This is a genomic window from Neisseria sp. HMSC056A03 (genome assembly GCF_001815685.1).
Taxonomy (GTDB): domain Bacteria; phylum Pseudomonadota; class Gammaproteobacteria; order Burkholderiales; family Neisseriaceae; genus Neisseria; species Neisseria subflava.
Window position 1 is genome coordinate 37,369 of record NZ_KV821638.1, and the last position, 16,946, is coordinate 54,314.

The following is a 16,946-nucleotide window of genomic DNA, read 5'->3' on the forward strand; positions in this document are numbered from 1 at the left end:
CTGAAAGTTTTTCAGACGGCCTTTGGGTTTAATAGGCAATCGTATCGGCAACCTGTGACAAACCGTTTTCCAACGATTCGAGCATGGCGGTATAGCCGTCGCCTTGTTGCGGCGTGACGGCGTTAAACGGTTTGCTGCGTCCGTCCGGCCATTGTGCATAACCGCTGATGGTGGTCTGCCCCTGATAGCTGCCTTGGAAGGCTTCAATATAGATTTTCAGGGTTTGGCTGCTTTGGCTGCGTGAAGCAGGCACAAAGGTGCGATGTGGATTGAGGCGGTTGAGCTTGTTGCTGAGGTTTGCTGCCAACGCGCCATCGAGCGGTGCCGCCCAAAGGTGGTTTTTCGCCAGATTCACATGATAGGCATCGGTTTGGTAAACGAGGCCGCCGTTGGCAAGCGGTTCGGCAAGGTTGACTTTAACCGCAATTTCGCTGCCATGCGTAGCAGGTCGGATGTACTGGCTGTCGGGCAGAACGAAATATTGTGTGCTTTGCGTAGTGCCGCAGGCGGCAAGCGTCAGGGCGGCGGCAATCGGGAAGAGGCGCATTATCGGCTTCCTTTCGGTATAGGGTCTTTGCTGCTGCTGTTGAAAATCAGCGCGTTGGGTTTTTCTTTCAAAGTATTAATCACGGGTTGAACGTCTTTTAAGGTTTTGTCCAAACTTTGCAGCGTATTTTGTACGTCGCCGTAGATGGGCGATTGAGGTGATACGCCTTGCAGGGTTTGGCGCAATTCTTTTAGGGTTTGGTTCAACTCGTTCGGAATGTTTTGTGTCTGCGGTTTGCCGACCAGTTTGTCGATAGAGCTTAGGGCGGCATTGGCAGATTTGAGTGTGGACTTGAGTTCGGCAAGCGAACCGTTCAAGCCGGCAACGGTTTTATCCAATGGCAGATTATTGAACTTGTCTAACAAATCAGCCACTTTTGCCTGCAAATCGTCCAAACCGCCGCCTTGGGTTGCGATAACGGTATCGCCTGCATAAACGGTATGCGGTCGCAGCTTAGGCGAGGCAGAAGGCTGATCGTTCAACTCAATCATTTTGCTGCCGGTCAGCAGGTTGTTGCTGGAGATGGTGGCAGTCAGGCCTTTGTTTAAGGCCGTCTGAAATTGTTGTTTCCAATGTTCTTTGCTTTGTTCGTCCGCATTGATTTCCAAACGGGAAGGCTCGATGCGGATGCGCACGGGAATCCAACCGTTTTCAAACAAGTGCAGGCTGTCGTTGCGGTCGAAATAAGGGACATCGGAAACCACGCCGACATTCAGGCCTTTGTATTCGACAGGCGAACCGGCAGACAGGCCACGTACGGATTGTTTGAAAAACGCGGTGTAGTACAGCGAGCGGTCGTCAGGTAAGTTGGCGACTTCGCTGCGGCTGTCGTAAAGCGTGAAGCTGTCTTCGCTTTTAACATTTTTGCTGTCGCTTGTTTTGGGCGAGTCAAAGGAAATTGCGCCAGACAGCAGAGCAGGCAGAGGGGCGGAGTTGAGTTTGACACCGCTGCCTGTGGTTTCGATATTAATGCCGCTTTCCAGCCAGAAACGGCTGGCGGAATTAATCAGTTTGTCGTTAGGGCTTTGGATGAAGATGGTGTAATGCACGCTTTGGTCGGAAGGGTCGAAATGTGCGCTTTCTACTTGGCCGACCATAAAGTTTTCATACAAAACAGGGCTGCTGACGTTGAGGATGCGGTCGTTTTTGCCGATCAAGTTCAGGCGCAGGCCGCTTTGACCGATGGCGGCAATCGGCGGAATGTCTTGGACGACAAATATGTCTTTGGTTTCTTGGCTTTTGCCCGGTGTAAATGCAATATATGAGCCGGAAAGCAAGGTTCCCAAGCCGGTAACGCCGCTTTGGTCGATACGCGGTTTGACCACCCAAAATTGGGTATCGCTGCGGATAAGGTCTTTGGCATCGGCGCTGAGCTGGGCAGTAACTTCCACGCCTTTTTGGTCGTCACGCAATTTGATGCGGGTAACACGTCCGACATCGACATTCAACACCTTAATGACGGTGTTGTTGACCTCGATGCCTTCGGCGCTGTCCATCAACAGCGTAACGACAGGGCCGCGGTTGCGGATGTCTTTAACCAAAAGCCAGCCGCCGGCAATCAGCGCAATCAGCGGAATCAGCCACACGATGGACGTGAAGACATTGGTTTTCTTGACACGCGCCGGGGCGTGATAATTGGGTGAAGAATCGTGTTTTTTCATTGTGTTAAGGTCTGGTCAGAATCAAGGCCGTCTGAAAGCTGCTGTTGCTTGTCCCAAATCAGACGGGGATCGAAATAATAGGCCGAAAGCATGGTCAAAATAACGACCAGGCAGAAGTAAATCGCCGCACCACCCGGTACAACGCGCGCCATATTGGTGTGGAACGAACTCATCAAAATGATAATCACAAAAATATCAATCATCGACCAGCGGCCGATGGATTCGGTAATCCGATACAAAACCGACATCTTGTCCGCGCTCATCATGGGTTTGAAGTATGCGGAATAAATCAAAACCGCCATCGCAATAATCTTCAAAACCGGCAACATAATACTGGCACTAAAGATAATCACGGCAATCAATCGGTCGCCGTCGTCCCACATATAAACAATGCCGTTGAAAATCGTATTGATCTCCAAGGCCGTCGGGTTGGAAGAAATCATAATCGGCAGGATGTTGGCAGGGAAATACAGGATAAACGCCGCGACTAAAAACGCCAGAGAAATGCTCAGGCTTTTCGGGCGGCGGCGGTATAAGTCCGCGCCGCATACGCCGCAAGGCTGCTCGTCTTTATCGCGGAAATACAGGCAGCGGCTGCAACAGATTTTGTCTTCAGTGGCCGTCTGAACCGCATGGCCGCCGGTTAAACGGTGAATCTTATAATAAACCCAATGCTGCGGAATCGATACCGAAGTCCGAATCAACATGACCGACAACGGAAACATCAGATAAAACGCCGAGCCGAACTCTACCGTAGCAACGGACGAGAGCTTGATATACGCCACCAAGGTGGAAATAAAAAACACATCCACCATAATCCAATGACGCAGCCGCACCAATACACGCGTTGCAAAGCGCAGCGCAGGGTAGGCCTTTTCACGTATCAAAGCCGTATAAACATAAAGGCAGAGCAGCAGAAACAGTAAAGGCGCGCCGAAGGTAAGGATAAACATCACTTCCGCCAGAAAACCGTAATCCAGCGAAATCAAAAGCCGCATCATTTGCGGCAACGACAAAATCGATGTCACGCCGAATAAATCGACGCGGATATACACCATATTGTACGCAAACGCCATCAGAATCAAGGTTGTCAGCGCATAGGCAATCGGCGCGATATACGGATTGTTTTCCACCTCCACAATTTCATGGTTGCACACCGGACAATGCGCTTCCTGCCCCTGACGCAGGCGCGGAATATCCATACGGCAGCCGCAATCCGGGCATTCCACCGTATGTGCAGGCAGCGTCGCATCAGGAAGATAAGACTTGTAGCGCCACCAGCGATGGTAGGCAGGAATCCGTTTCATGGTTCGGCAGGGGATAAAGAAGGTGCAAAGAGTGTCGCATTATAAAGGAAAACAGAAGGATAGCCCAAATTTAGGTTGATATTTGATTGAATAGCGGCTGTTTAATAAGGTTTGGGCCGTCTGAAAAGTTTGAAAAACTTTGGAAGATTATTGCTATGGGCTGTTAAATTTTATTAATAGGTCTTAGTTTGGTTTATTGCCATTAGGATAAAAATAAGATATATTCTCAATATTTGAAAACACGATAATCCTTGTAGATTTGTGGAAGGTACACGGTCAACGAACCTGAAGCAGGCTAAAAATTATCTTCTTTGTTTTTAAAACGATTCTTTTCAAATTAGACGGTATTTTTAACCATAAAGGCCGTCTGAAACCATTTGTCCCTTATTCGAAGGAAACATCATGAGTGAGACCCAAGAGCTGACTTTCGCCAAACGCTTGAAAGAGCAAACCACGACAACGCACGACAGCGTTGATAACTTGGTTATGTCCGTTCAACCTTTTTCCAGCAAAGAAAACTACATCAAATTCTTGAAACTTCAATCTGTTTTCCACAAGGCTGTCGATCATATCTATAAAGATGCCGAATTGAATAAAGCCATTCCCGAACTTGAATACATGGCGCGTTACGATGCCGTGACTCAAGACTTGAAAGACTTGGGCGAAGAGCCTTACAAATTTGACAAAGAATTGCCACACGAAACCGGCAATAAAGCCATCGGCTGGCTGTATTGCGCCGAAGGTTCTAATTTGGGCGCAGCATTCTTGTTCAAACACGCTCAAAAACTTGAATACAACGGCGAATTCGGCGCACGCCACTTGGCTCCTCATCCAAACGGCCGCGGCAAACACTGGCGCGCTTTTGTCGAGCATCTGAATGCTTTGAACTTGACTCCTGAAGCCGAGGCGGAAGCCATTCAAGGTGCGCGCGAAGCATTTGCTTTCTATAAAGTGATTTTGCGCGAAACCTTCGGTTTGCCGGAAGGTGCAGAAGCGCCTGAAGGTATGACACCGCACAGACTCTAAAAAATAATTAAATCAAACAGACAAGGTCTCGGCGTAGATGTTTGCAGGGGCCTTTAATTACACTACAAAGTTTTGTTTGAACGGGTTGCTGTCTTATACCTACTCAGATTTGATTCTCCTTTAAAAATTCCATTCACCACCTAATGACCATTGATGAATATTACGCATTGCATATGGTGCATTGCTACGGATGTGACTATAACTATAATTCAAAGTAGGGGTAATGCCTTTATAAGATAATTTGTTGTGGCTAAGGTTGATAGAGAGGGAACGCTCTCGGTTGCGTTGTGGCTCGGTACCGAATGCCATAATGCCTTTATAGCGACGGTTGGCAAATGAAGCGGTAAGTCTGCTGTTAAGCCCGCCTAAAACCTGCCATTGCTGTATCCAACCTATATTGAAACCGTTGCGGTGGTAGGCCGCATTGTTGACGGTATTACGTATGTTTTTGTTTTCAGGAACAAAGCGGTTGTATTGCCAACCGCCGAACAGGGTCGTACTGCCGAAACGGCGCGCTAGGGAAAGATAAGTACTGTCGTGCCAACCATCGTTGCGCAGTGCACGATCAGTTTCCCGATAGTTTTGGCGGTAGCGCTCCAGCGAGTAATAAAGTTGTGTTGCGTTACCGAGATTGACCATATGCGAAAGCTGTACGCCAACACCGTGTGCCAGCATATACGGCGCGGCGCGACGGTTATTTTCTTTTTTGCTGTCAAACTCGCTGCTGCCTGCCAACTGTGCCTGATAAAACGGTAAAACGCTGACGGTTTGTTTGCCGTCCTTGCGCTGCCATCCCAAATAAGCCCTGCCGAACGCATCGTCGTAAGCCGATTGACGGTCGAAAAAATAGCTTGTGCCGCTGAGGTTGGTACGGAATTTGATGGCGTGATGCCCATACAATGGGGTGAGTTTTTCGGTGTTCAATTCGTAATTCAAGCCGTTGGCACTGACAGGTAAGGTAACACTGCATGCGGTTTGCCCCCTTGTTTCGATGCAATAACGCGGAGCAGCGTTGTTGGCATTATCGTTATGCACGGGGCTGATTCCGCCAGACAATTTCCATTCTGTCTGCCGTTTGACGGCTTCTTGAAAACGTTTGACGTTTTCCAAAACGGGGGCAGGTATATCGCGTTGCGCGGCATGGCGGAAATGCGCCGCCGCCTCGCCCAAACGATAATCCTGAAACTCTGCCGCCGCCAAATCCAATAATATGCGGTCGTCTGAAACGTCGGATTCATAAAGGGTACGATAACGTTTGACCGCTTCGGAGGTCTGTCCTTTCAACTTTGCCAGCAAAGCATCGGCACGCGCAATCAGCTTGGGATTGTGGTTGGGCTGTTTGCGGTAAAGGGCAACAAGCGAGGAAACCAGATCTGCGCTATTGCCGTTAAGTGCTTGAACTAACGCGTCCTCAAGAATATGCGGGTTTGACGCTAAAAAATCATCGTTAATCAGAGTCGGTCTGCCTATATTCTCATTCTTTTCAGGCGACCTTTCTTCCTCAGATAAAATATCTAACCATTGTTTCTGTTGTACTTGTACAGCAGTATTCTGAGAAGAAATATTCTGCCGAACACCCTCTTCGGGAAATTCAGCAAAGACTGCTGACGGCAATAGGTAGCACAAAGAAGCTGAGACAATTTTTTGTTTTATTTTTAGCATTTAAAGTCATCCGAAATATATGTATATATTGCAGGGCAAACCGTTTCTAATAAGGGATTTGCTCTTATCATAAAACTGCCTGAGGCATCTCAGGTAATTTTATTTTTGCATAAAAAATACAGATTCGTATTTAGATTTATCATTATAACGGCAAATTTACGAAATATATATAACTTATTTATTTTTATAGGATTATAAATTACGTAAATATATTTAACAGAGAGAGGATAGCATAAAGATTCACCCTAACTACTGATAGAGAAAATATTGGTATTGCTAAAATAAAATATTTATTACACAATATTTCATATTATTAGTAATACTTATCATTATTGTATTTAAGAAGCTTGTATTTAGAGAGATTGGTTATGAAAATTAATGTATTTATAGTACCCATTGCAACTACCTTTATTTTGACTGCATGTGCAGGTGGAGGTGCATCTGAACCCAAAGTTCCCGTTGCTATTCCGACAGCGCAACCTATCGCCAATGTTAAGCTGAGCGATGAAAGCAGTGCTATACAGACCATCAACACCCTTTCCGGAAAAGGCGGCAGCCTGCATGAGGCAGAGATTGAAGTAAAAACATCATGGGGGTATAGCTATACCGATAAACAATATGTCTATCAAACCCCTTCCGGCAACTATTACAACATCAGCTCATATTCCGACCCGATTGTCCCCTCCTACTCCAGTCCGTCTTATGCCCTGCGTACCCGCCACGAAGGTCAGCCTTTATCCGAAGGTGGAAAGCTGTTTGTTTGTTGCAGCAATTCTGGTCAGTCCGCCTACGTGCCCGTAACCAAACAGAACCACCTCAAATTCGGTGCATGGATAAGTTCAGACGGCACGGCAGACCTGTTCGTCGGCGGCAAACCCGTCGGCACAGTCAAAGATGCGACTACCGAACAGAATACTGCCAAAGGCAAAACCACCTATGAAGTCTGGGCTGTACGCGTACGCAACGGCAATATCGTTACTTCAACCTACGATCCGGGCAAATCCTCCGGGTCGTCTGAAAAAACCGCTCCCAAACTTTCACTGCTGACAGCCAATTTCAACACCAACAAACTCGGCGGCACGATTTTGGGTAATGCGGATTACGGTCCGGATGTTGTGATGAAAGATGTTGGCATCAACGGTGTTGATTTCTCGGGCACTGCCGAATCCGACGGCAAAAACGGCAAAGTCGAAGGGAAATTCTTCGGTCAGTTTAACAGCAGTTATGAAACAGAAGTCAGCATAGGCGGCAAAGTTACCTTTGATGCTGACAAATCGTTGGATACCGTATTTGGCGGCGTAGAAAATTCATCAGACCGCAATACGACAGATACAAGCTTGACACCTGTCAGCCAGTAACCGCACATCAAGCATTCCAACAATAGATAATCAATATATATTTAAGAGGCAAAAAATGTCCTTCCCCTTTAAACCCGTACTGCTGGCAGCTATTGTCAGCCAAACTTTCCCTGCCTTCGCTGCCGACCCTGTACCACAAGTCCATCAGGACTTGAATGAAGTCAAAGTCATCGGCGGCCGCAAAGTCCAAAAACTCGGTGAAGAGAAAGTCCGCCGTCAGGCATTGGATAAACAAATGGTTTCCGATGAAAGCGACTTGGTACGCTACGATCCGGGCATCAGCGTCGTCGAAGGCGGACGCTCAGGTTCTAACGGTTTTACCATACGCGGTGTCGACAAAGACCGCGTTGCCATCAACGTGGATGGACTGGCACAAGCAGAAAGCAGGTCGTCTGAAGCGTTTCAAGAGTTGTTCGGCGCATACGGCAACTTCAATGCCAACCGCAACACTTCCGAACCCGAAAACTTTTCGGAAGTAACCCTTAACAAAGGCGCGGACTCGCTTAAATCCGGCAGCGGCGCATTGGGCGGTGCCGTCAACTACAAAACCAAATCCGCAAGCGACTATGTTTCCGAAGAAAAACCCTACCACTTAGGCATTAAAGGCGGCTATATCGGACGCAACAGCCAAAAATTCAGCAGCATAACCGCCGCAGGAACCTGGTTGGGTTTGGACGCATTGATGGTCTACACCCGCCGTTTCGGTAAAGAAACCAAAAACAACAGCGACGCTGCCGATACCGTCATCACCGACAACAAACAAAGCTGGAACCCGAATGCCGGCAGCACCAACTACGGCAGCCGCGGCGTAGCCCGCAGCAAACCCGATCCACAAGATTGGGTAAACAAAAGCACCTTATTCAAACTGGGTTACAACTTCAACGATAAAAACCGTATCGGTTGGATTTACGAGGATTCACGCACCGACCGCACGACGACTGAATTATCCAATATGTGGGCGGCAAACTGGAAAGGTGAGGCTCTGGGCGATACCCGTTCCCGTCAAGATATTTCCTACCGCAAACGCATCGGTTTCGAATACAAAAACCAACTTGACCAAGGACCATGGGACAGCCTCAACCTGCGTTACGACCGTCAAACCATCGACATGAGTACCTGGACTTGGGACTTGCCGACCGATTACGCCCAAAACGGTATCAATAGCGACGTATATCATATGTTCCGCAACATCCGTCAAAAGACCGCACAATATAGTGTAGACACCGAAAAACAAATCGACTTCTCCAAATCGGTATGGGCTATGCAATACGGATTGGGCGGTTCTAAAAACGACAACGGTAATAGCGACCATAGCTATTGGGTACGCCTATACGACCCGAAATATCAAACGTCCAACAACCAAGAATTGACTATGCTGGTCGAAAGCTCCTCCAAAAACCGTTTTGCCTACTGGAACAACACCTTCCAATTCGGCGACAGCAGCCAATACCGCCTCAATGCCGGGCTTCGCTACGACAACAGCAGCAGCAAAGCCAAGGACAACCCCAACTATACCCCTGCCATCCGCGGTCAAATCCCCTATCTTGGCAGCGAGCGTAAACACAGCGGTTTCAGCTACGGCTTAGGATTAGACTGGAAATTTACTCCACATTTGAATCTTCTGGCGAAATACAGTACAGGCTTCCGCGCGCCGACTTCGGACGAAACCTGGCTATTGTTCCCGCATCCTGACTTCTACCTTAAAGCAAACCCTAACCTTAAGGCAGAAACCGCCAAAAACTTCGAGCTGGGACTTGCCGGCAGTGGCAAAGCCGGAAACTTTAAACTCTCCGGCTTCCAAACCCGCTACCGCAACTTTATCGAACTGACCTACATGGGCGTGTCCTCAGACAACCCCAACAGCCCTAATTATGCGCCGATTTCCGACGGTACCGCATTGGTCAGCTCACCCGTTTGGCAAAACCAAAACCGTTCCTCCGCATGGGTGAAAGGTTTGGAATTTAACGGCACATGGAACCTCGATAGCATCGGTTTGCCGCAAGGCACGCACGCAGGTGTCAATGTCAGCTACATCAAAGGCAAAGCCAAACAGACCAACGAACAGGAAACCCCGATTAACGCACTTTCGCCGTGGTCTGCCGTTTACAATCTGGGCTACGACGCTCCTTCCAAACGCTGGGGTATCAATGCGTACCTGACACACACTGCAGCTAAAAAACCGTCTGACACCGTTCACAGCAGTGATGATTTGAACAACCCATGGCCATTTGCCAAGCACAGCAAAGCCTATACGCTTTTCGACCTGACAGGCTACGTCAACTTGGGCAAATACTTCACTGTACGTGCTGGTGCTTATAACATCGGTAACAAAAAATATTACACTTGGGAATCTCTACGTAGTATCCGTGAATTTGGTACAGTTAATCGTGTCGATAATAAGACACATGCAGGTATAGAGCGTTTCTCTTCACCAGGAAGAAGTTACAACTTTACACTTGAAGCCAAGTTCTAAGGTAATTAGAACAGAAAGGAAGGTTGGTAAAGCTACAGCACCACCAACGGCGTTGACCGCGATGGCAAAGGCTTAGATCGCTACCGTGCCCAGGTCGCAACTATGCCGTGTCTTTGGAATGGAAATTCTAAGCAGTTAACGGATAGCTAAAGGCCGTCTGAAAGTTTTAATGACTTTCAGACGGCCTTTTTTATTTACAGCGAAATCCTTAATCGGATAACAACGGTTGCTGCCGAACAATCGCGCGGATGATGGCGCGGTTGGGGTGTAGCGTGGTTCTCAGCCTTTGCGATAGCGGATGCGGCAAGCCGAGTATTTCGGCTGCAATGGCGGCGGCGCAGATGGGGGCTGTCGCCAGTCCGCGCGTGCCGTGTGCCGTATTGATGTAGGCATTGGGCAGGTAAGGGCAGGGAATACTGTCGAGGCGGTAGTTCTTGTCTAATGCCAGCTTGGCGTAGGCGGACTGCATGGTGGCGATGTCGCCGAGCGCGCCGACAACGGGCAAATGGTCGAGGCTGTCGCAACGTAGGGCGGCATGGCCTTGTGTGGTTTGAAGGCCGTCTGAAAACGAATTTTGCTCAAACAGGGATTGTGCCAATGGCGGATTGAGCTGGTGCAGGGCGACGCGGTTTTCAGTTTCTTCGTGCGGATACCAAGTTTCATCGTTGCTGTTGAGGATAAATGTCGCGCCGTAGCAGTGGCGGCCTTGCCAGCTCGGACTGATGTAGCTTTCTCCGGAAATGGCGCAACGCAGTTTTTGTGAAAACGGGCTGGCAGGTACGACGCCGGTTTGTCCGCGGATTTGGCGGAAAGGCAGGGCGGAGACGTTGGTGTCGGCGGCAGTCGGGCTGTGTGCGCCCATACAGTAAACGATATGGCTGGCATTGAAATGCACGTTCGGCGTGTGTGCCGTCCATTGTGTGCCGTCATGCGATACTGCGGTCAGCGGCGCGTGTTCGTGCAACTCAATCAGCGGATGATTCAATAAGGTATGCACGACGGCGGACGGATTCAGCCATACGCCTTGCGGCCAGTAAAGGCCGTCTGAAAATACGTCTATGCCTGCGATGGACGCAGCCTCTTCGGCAGATACGCTGCGGTAGAGGTGCTTATGCTGGTGTTGCAAACCCAAGGCCTGATTGCGTTTGCGTTCACTGTCATCAAAATTCAAATGCAATACGCCGTCGCCGCCCCATACGTCGGAGTCGGACAGCAAGTCTTCCAACAATCGGCGCGTGTAGCCGTAGCCTGTCAGCAGCAGCTCGGTTTGTTCGGTATCGTGTGGCGAGATTTTGGCGTAGAGCAAGCCTTGGCGGTTGCCGCTGCCTGCCTGCGCCGCTTTACCGGCCTCCAAAACCGTAACGCGTACGCCGTGCTCCGCCAGTTTGCGCGCGGTCGCTGCGCCGGCTATGCCTGCGCCGATAATCAGGACGTGTTTGGGCGCGGCTTGATGTTCGGGCCGTCTGAACCAAGGTTTTAGAGGAATAGGGGCGGATTGGGGTATGGCTTCGGTTTGCCATTCGATATGAGGGAAATGTTCGTGTAAGCGGTCGGCGCGGTGTGGCGGAATCAGCCAGAGATGCACATCAGGCAATAGGTTTTCTAAAACATTGACGCTGTTGAACTGAAGACATTTCATGGCTTGAGCGAGACGCTTGTTCAAACGGCCTTCAAGCTCGGAGGGATGATTTGACAGCGGAAAATCGGGAATACGGTTTTCAGGCAGGCAGACAATCAAATAAAGCGGTACGGTATGTTGTTCGATTGCGCGGCAAAGGGTAGCAAGGGAAGGCGTGGTGTTCCAAGCAAGGTAGGTCATGATGAAGGGCCGTCTGAAAAAAGAGGCTTTATTGTAACGCGGTTTGCGCGGATAGAATATCCGAACGGGTTTTGAGAGAATCGCATGATATTTTGATTTCCAATTGATTTTCATACAGGAATTTTATGCGCCGTCTTTTGTTGTGTCTTCTCGCTTCCGGCTTGCCCATCGCTTGCTCGTCCGTGCCGCCGGATAACGGCAGCAAAGCCCGAGCGTTGGGCAACCCCCGTCAAACACGATGCCAACCTTTATCGCATCGACGACAAGCTTTACCGCAGCGAGCAGCCTGTAGCCGAAGATGGTGAAGCCATCGTCAAACTGGGCATTCAAAGTGTGATCAACCTGCGCTTTTTCGACCGCAACGATGACGACTATTTGAAAGCGTATGGTTTGACCTTACTAAACCGTCCGTTGCTGTCATGGAGCATTAAGCCGAAAGAGATTGCGGAAATCCTATACTTAATTGAAAAACAACAGCAAAACGGCGCAGTGCTTATCCATTGTTATCACGGAGCAGACCGTACCGGTTTGATTGCCGGAATGTACCGCATCATTTATCAAGGCTGGACAGCGGAAGAAGCAAAAGCCGAAATGTAACATGGGCCTTATGGTTATCACAGCATTTGGAAAAACATTGCCAACCTGTTTACCGAAGAGAAAGTCAATCAGGTTAAAATGCACTTGGAAGCCTTGCGTAAACGCGGTTAACACCAAGATTTAAATCATAAAAGGCCGTCTGAAAGAACAAATCTTTCAGACGGCCTTTTGAATGGCAGATTGCTTAAATCACAAAATCCGTAGTCGATAATTGAATGTTTTGATCCATATCGGCAGACGGGGTTTTGGACGAGCGGCCAACCGGTTTGGCCGGTACGCCGACAACGGTAATCGAAGACGGTACATCGGCAACCACCACGCTGCCCGCGCCGATTTTGGCATTTACGCCGATGCGGATATTGCCCAAAATCGAAGCGTTCGCACCAATCATCACGCCATCGCCGATTTTCGGGTGGCGGTCGCCACTTTCTTTGCCCGAACCGCCCAGCGTTACGCCGTGGAGGATGGAAATATTGTTGCCCAAGACGGCGGTTTCGCCGGCCACAAAACCGGTGGCATGGTCGAGCATCAGGCCGTGACCGAAACGGGCGGCCGGGTGGATATCGACACCGAAGACTTCCGACATGCGGTTTTGCAGGAAATACGCTAGCGTTTTACGGCCGTTTTGATAGAGCCAGTGGTTGATACGGTGTGCCTGTACGGCGTGGAAGCCTTTGAAATACAACAGCGGCAGCGAATATTCATCACAAGCCGGGTCGCGCTCGTAAATGGCTTTCAAGTCGGCCTCGACACATTTGCTGATACGGGTGTCCACGCTCAAAGCCTGCTGATAGATTTCAAACAGCGCGCGCACATCCATAATCGGGCTGCCCAGTTTGCTGGAAAGATGGTAGGCAAGTACCGAATCGAGCGAATCATGGCGCAACACGGTTTGATGCAGGAAACTTGCCAGCATCGGTTCGGCCGCGGCTGCGGCTTCGGTTTCTTCGCGGATGGTGTGCCACAGATTAAAATCGGTTGAATTCAAATGGTCTTTTTTCATATTCGAGGCCGTCTGAAGAATAAAATCAGATGGCTATCTTACCGTTTTCCAACGTCTTTTAACAAGGCATTTGATAATCGACGTTCAAATGCTTGAAGTTTTTTCAGACGGCCTTATATATGGGTCATTGAATGCTAACACTCTAAAAGGATGTCAGAAATGACGGATCGTAACGAACAACACCAAAACGAAGCTGAAGAAGCGGCAGCCGTAGAAACTGCTGAAGCAGTTGAAACCGAACAAGCCGAAGTACAAGCCGAGCCGACTTACGAAGATCTGCAGGCGCGTATTGCCGAGTTGGAAGGCCAACTCAAAGACAGCGAACTGCGCGGCTTGGCAAACGAGCAAAACCTGCGCCGCCGCCATCAGCAGGAAATCGCTGATACGCACAAGTTTGCCGGACAAAAATTTGCGGCCGAAATGCTGCCGGTCAAAGACTATCTCGAAATGGCGCTGCTCGATCAAAGCGGTAATTTCAATGCCCTGAAAATGGGTGTACAAATGACTTTGAACGAATTGCAAAAAGCGTTTGATGCCACCCATATTAAAGAAATCAATCCTCAGGCAGGCGAGAAACTTGACCCGCATTACCACCAAGCCATGCAGGCAGTGGTCAGCGAGCAAGAGCCGAACACCATCGTCAGCGTGATGAAAAAAGGCTACACATTATCCGACCGCGTCCTACGTCCTGCGATGGTTGTCGTGGCGAAAAAAGAAGATTGAAGGCACCGCTTGATAAAGTTTATCAAGCATAAAATCTTCAGACGGCCTTATCCGGTTTCAAAGCCCGATGTTCCGCTATTGGAAAATCATTCCGATAAACTGGAATCGGAAAATTAAAACCGGCCGTCTGAAAAAAGAATAAACGGCTTGTGGATAAATAAATCAAGTACTTGAATTTAACTTGAAAAAAAATTCAAATTAAGCCTTGAAAAAAAATGAAGTAACCTTATTTACAAGCCATCGGAACGAAATGTTCCACAGGATTATTAATTTAGAAAAGTTTATTTATTAGGAGCAACATAATATGGCAAAAGTAATCGGTATTGACTTAGGTACAACCAACTCTTGTTTGGCCATTTCTGAAAACGGTCAAACCAAAGTGATCGAAAATGCAGAAGGTGCACGCACCACTCCTTCCGTTATCGCTTATCTGGACGGCGGCGAAGTCCTCGTTGGCGCACCCGCCAAACGCCAAGCCGTAACCAACGCTAAAAACACCATCTACGCTGTAAAACGTTTGATCGGTCATAAATTTGAAGACAAAGAAGTTCAACGCGACATCGAATCCATGCCTTTCGAAATCATCAAAGCCAACAACGGCGACGCATGGGTGAAAGCGCAAGGCAAAGAGCTGTCTCCGCCACAAGTTTCCGCAGAAGTCCTGCGTAAAATGAAAGAAGCCGCCGAAGCTTACTTGGGCGAAAAAGTCACTGAAGCCGTGATTACTGTTCCTGCCTACTTCAACGACAGCCAACGTCAAGCGACTAAAGACGCAGGCCGTATCGCAGGTTTGGAAGTAAAACGTATCATCAACGAACCGACCGCAGCCGCTTTGGCATTCGGTATGGACAAAGGCGACAACAAAGACCGCAAAGTAGCCGTATATGACTTGGGTGGTGGTACTTTCGATATCTCCATCATCGAAATCGCCAACCTCGACGGCGACAAACAATTTGAAGTATTGGCTACCAATGGTGATACTTTCTTGGGTGGTGAAGACTTCGACCAACGCTTGATCGACTACATCATTGACGAGTTCAAAAAAGAACAAGGCATTGATTTGAAACAAGACGTAATGGCTCTGCAACGTCTGAAAGAAGCTGCTGAGAAAGCCAAAATCGAATTGTCCAGCGGTCAGCAAACTGAAATCAACCTGCCATACATCACTATGGACGCAACCGGCCCTAAACACTTGGCCATGAAAATTACCCGTGCCAAATTTGAAAGCCTGGTTGAAGATTTGATCCAACGTTCTATCGAGCCTTGTAAAATCGCATTGAAAGATGCCGGCTTGAGCACCAGTGATATCGACGACGTAATTTTGGTCGGTGGTCAAAGCCGTATGCCGAAAGTACAAGAAGCCGTTAAAGCCTTCTTCGGTAAAGAGCCTCGCAAAGACGTGAACCCTGACGAAGCTGTTGCCGTAGGTGCAGCGATTCAAGGCGAAGTATTGAGCGGCGGCCGTAGCGACGTATTGCTGCTGGACGTAACTCCTCTGTCTTTGGGTATCGAAACCATGGGCGGCGTGATGACCAAGCTGATTCAAAAGAACACTACTATTCCGACTAAAGCGTCTCAAGTGTTCTCTACTGCCGAAGACAACCAAAGCGCAGTAACCATCCATGTGCTGCAAGGCGAACGCGAACGCGCTTCTGCCAACAAATCTTTGGGTCAGTTCAATTTGACCGACATCGCACCTGCACCACGCGGTATGCCGCAAATTGAAGTTACTTTCGACATTGACGCCAATGGTATCTTGCACGTTTCTGCCAAAGACAAAGGTACTGGCAAAGCGGCCAACATCACCATCCAAGGTTCTTCAGGTTTGAGCGAAGAAGAAATCGAACGCATGGTGAAAGATGCCGAAGCCAATGCTGAAGAAGATAAAAAACTGACTGAATTGGTCGCTTCCCGCAACCAAGCCGAAGCCCTGATTCACTCTGTGAAAAAATCTCTGGCTGATTACGGCGACAAACTCGACGCTGCCGAGAAAGAAAAAATCGAAGCTGCGTTGAAAGAAGCTGAAGAAGCAGTTAAAGGCGACGACAAAGCCGCTATCGATGCCAAAGCCGAAGCTTTGGGTGCAGCCAGCCAAAAATTGGGCGAAATGGTTTACGCTCAAGCGCAAGCTGAAGCACAAGCAGGCGAGGGCGCACAAGCCGAGTCTTCTGCTAAGAAAGACGACGACATCGTAGATGCCGACTTTGAAGAAGTAAAAGACGACAAAAAATAATTGATGCCGTCTGAAAAAAGCGCGAATCGAAAGGTTCGCGCTTTTTGTCGTTTGGGAAATGTGTAAAGACGCTTTGTCAAAATTGACGGTAAACTTTCAAAACCATGCTACATCATTGTGTCGCCATACTTCTATTGCCGAATTTTGAACAGATTTCGCCGGATGCTGACAGCAGCTGACAGTTAAAGCCATTAATATTTGTCCATCGCTTGAGTGCGAATAAATTCTTATTTTTACCTCAAATCAACTCCTTGAAAGAAGATAAATATGAAAAAACTGATTCAAATGACCTCTTTGATGGTTGCTGCTGCCGGTTTGGTATTGGCTTCAGTCGCTTCTGCACACGGTAAATACGAAATGCATCCGAAACAAGAACGTATGCACAAAAAAGCCAAACCGCAAAAAATGAAAAAACCTGCACCTAAAGCCAAACACCACGCAACCAAGCCCAAACATCATCAAGAGCATCGCCACGACCATCATTAAGATGAATCCTCAACAATAAATAAGGCCGAGACCTTTGCAAAATCCCCCCAA

13 protein-coding genes are annotated in these 16,946 nt (G+C 48.6%); 7 read left to right on the forward strand and 6 right to left on the reverse strand.

Annotated features, from left to right (window positions below):
• Window positions 1–28: 28 nt before the first annotated feature.
• Genes HMPREF3052_RS06745 through HMPREF3052_RS06755 form a run of 3 tightly spaced genes read right to left on the reverse strand, consistent with a single transcriptional unit; the run spans window position 29 to window position 3,515 of the window.
• Window positions 29–547, reverse strand: coding sequence for a PqiC family protein (locus HMPREF3052_RS06745; RefSeq protein WP_070749269.1), 519 nt, complete (start codon window positions 545–547; stop codon window positions 29–31).
• The gene (gene pqiB / locus HMPREF3052_RS06750) at window positions 547–2,208 is read right to left on the reverse strand and encodes an intermembrane transport protein PqiB (RefSeq protein WP_070749270.1); all 1,662 of its coding nucleotides are present in this window, start codon (window positions 2,206–2,208) and stop codon (window positions 547–549) included. The genes HMPREF3052_RS06745 and pqiB overlap by 1 nt, the downstream gene beginning before the upstream one ends.
• Window positions 2,205–3,515: a paraquat-inducible protein A gene (locus HMPREF3052_RS06755; RefSeq protein ID WP_083318801.1), complete on the reverse strand. Its 1,311-nt coding sequence runs from the start codon at window positions 3,513–3,515 to the stop codon at window positions 2,205–2,207. The genes pqiB and HMPREF3052_RS06755 overlap by 4 nt, the downstream gene beginning before the upstream one ends.
• 402 nt (window positions 3,516–3,917) lie before the next feature.
• On the opposite strand from HMPREF3052_RS06755, the gene HMPREF3052_RS06760 reads away from it, so the two are divergent.
• Window positions 3,918–4,541 (forward strand): biliverdin-producing heme oxygenase, encoded by a 624-nt coding sequence (locus tag HMPREF3052_RS06760; RefSeq protein WP_070630747.1) that lies wholly within the window; start codon window positions 3,918–3,920, stop codon window positions 4,539–4,541.
• A gap of 120 nt (window positions 4,542–4,661) precedes the next feature.
• Here HMPREF3052_RS06760 and HMPREF3052_RS06765 read toward each other — a convergent pair whose 3' ends face one another.
• On the reverse strand, window positions 4,662–6,203 hold the full coding sequence (locus HMPREF3052_RS06765) for a surface lipoprotein assembly modifier (RefSeq protein WP_070749272.1): 1,542 nt from the start codon (window positions 6,201–6,203) through the stop codon (window positions 4,662–4,664).
• A 368-nt stretch (window positions 6,204–6,571) separates the two neighbouring features.
• Here HMPREF3052_RS06765 and HMPREF3052_RS06770 point away from each other — a divergent pair, with 368 nt between their 5' ends.
• Together HMPREF3052_RS06770 and HMPREF3052_RS06775 are read left to right on the forward strand one after the other, a co-directional pair.
• Window positions 6,572–7,561: a Slam-dependent surface lipoprotein gene (locus tag HMPREF3052_RS06770; protein ID WP_070749273.1), complete on the forward strand. Its 990-nt coding sequence runs from the start codon at window positions 6,572–6,574 to the stop codon at window positions 7,559–7,561.
• A 55-nt stretch (window positions 7,562–7,616) separates the two neighbouring features.
• Complete coding sequence (locus HMPREF3052_RS06775) at window positions 7,617–10,034, forward strand: TonB-dependent hemoglobin/transferrin/lactoferrin family receptor (protein ID WP_070749274.1); 2,418 nt, start codon at window positions 7,617–7,619, stop codon at window positions 10,032–10,034.
• 208 nt (window positions 10,035–10,242) lie between these two features.
• On the opposite strand, the gene mnmC is transcribed toward HMPREF3052_RS06775, so the two are convergent.
• Complete coding sequence (gene mnmC, locus HMPREF3052_RS06780) at window positions 10,243–11,853, reverse strand: FAD-dependent 5-carboxymethylaminomethyl-2-thiouridine(34) oxidoreductase MnmC1 (protein ID WP_070749275.1); 1,611 nt, start codon at window positions 11,851–11,853, stop codon at window positions 10,243–10,245.
• Window positions 11,854–12,186: 333 nt separating this feature from the next.
• Here mnmC and HMPREF3052_RS12140 point away from each other — a divergent pair, with 333 nt between their 5' ends.
• Window positions 12,187–12,450 carry a tyrosine-protein phosphatase gene (locus tag HMPREF3052_RS12140; protein WP_349267317.1) on the forward strand — a complete coding sequence of 88 codons (264 nt, stop codon included), beginning with the start codon at window positions 12,187–12,189 and terminating at the stop codon, window positions 12,448–12,450.
• A 184-nt stretch (window positions 12,451–12,634) separates the two neighbouring features.
• Here the strand turns inward: HMPREF3052_RS12140 and cysE are convergent, their stop codons facing one another.
• The gene (cysE, locus tag HMPREF3052_RS06790) at window positions 12,635–13,453 is read right to left on the reverse strand and encodes a serine O-acetyltransferase (RefSeq protein ID WP_070749276.1); all 819 of its coding nucleotides are present in this window, start codon (window positions 13,451–13,453) and stop codon (window positions 12,635–12,637) included.
• Window positions 13,454–13,603: 150 nt separating this feature from the next.
• On the opposite strand from cysE, the gene grpE reads away from it, so the two are divergent.
• From grpE to HMPREF3052_RS06805, 3 genes are all read left to right on the forward strand, one after another.
• Window positions 13,604–14,176, forward strand: a complete 573-nt coding sequence (gene grpE / locus HMPREF3052_RS06795) for a nucleotide exchange factor GrpE (protein ID WP_070749277.1) — start codon at window positions 13,604–13,606, stop codon at window positions 14,174–14,176.
• A gap of 304 nt (window positions 14,177–14,480) precedes the next feature.
• Window positions 14,481–16,409 (forward strand): molecular chaperone DnaK, encoded by a 1,929-nt coding sequence (gene dnaK, locus HMPREF3052_RS06800; protein ID WP_070749278.1) that lies wholly within the window; start codon window positions 14,481–14,483, stop codon window positions 16,407–16,409.
• A gap of 267 nt (window positions 16,410–16,676) precedes the next feature.
• Window positions 16,677–16,895 carry a hypothetical protein gene (locus tag HMPREF3052_RS06805; RefSeq protein WP_003684970.1) on the forward strand — a complete coding sequence of 73 codons (219 nt, stop codon included), beginning with the start codon at window positions 16,677–16,679 and terminating at the stop codon, window positions 16,893–16,895.
• The last annotated feature ends 51 nt before the right edge of the window (window positions 16,896–16,946 follow it).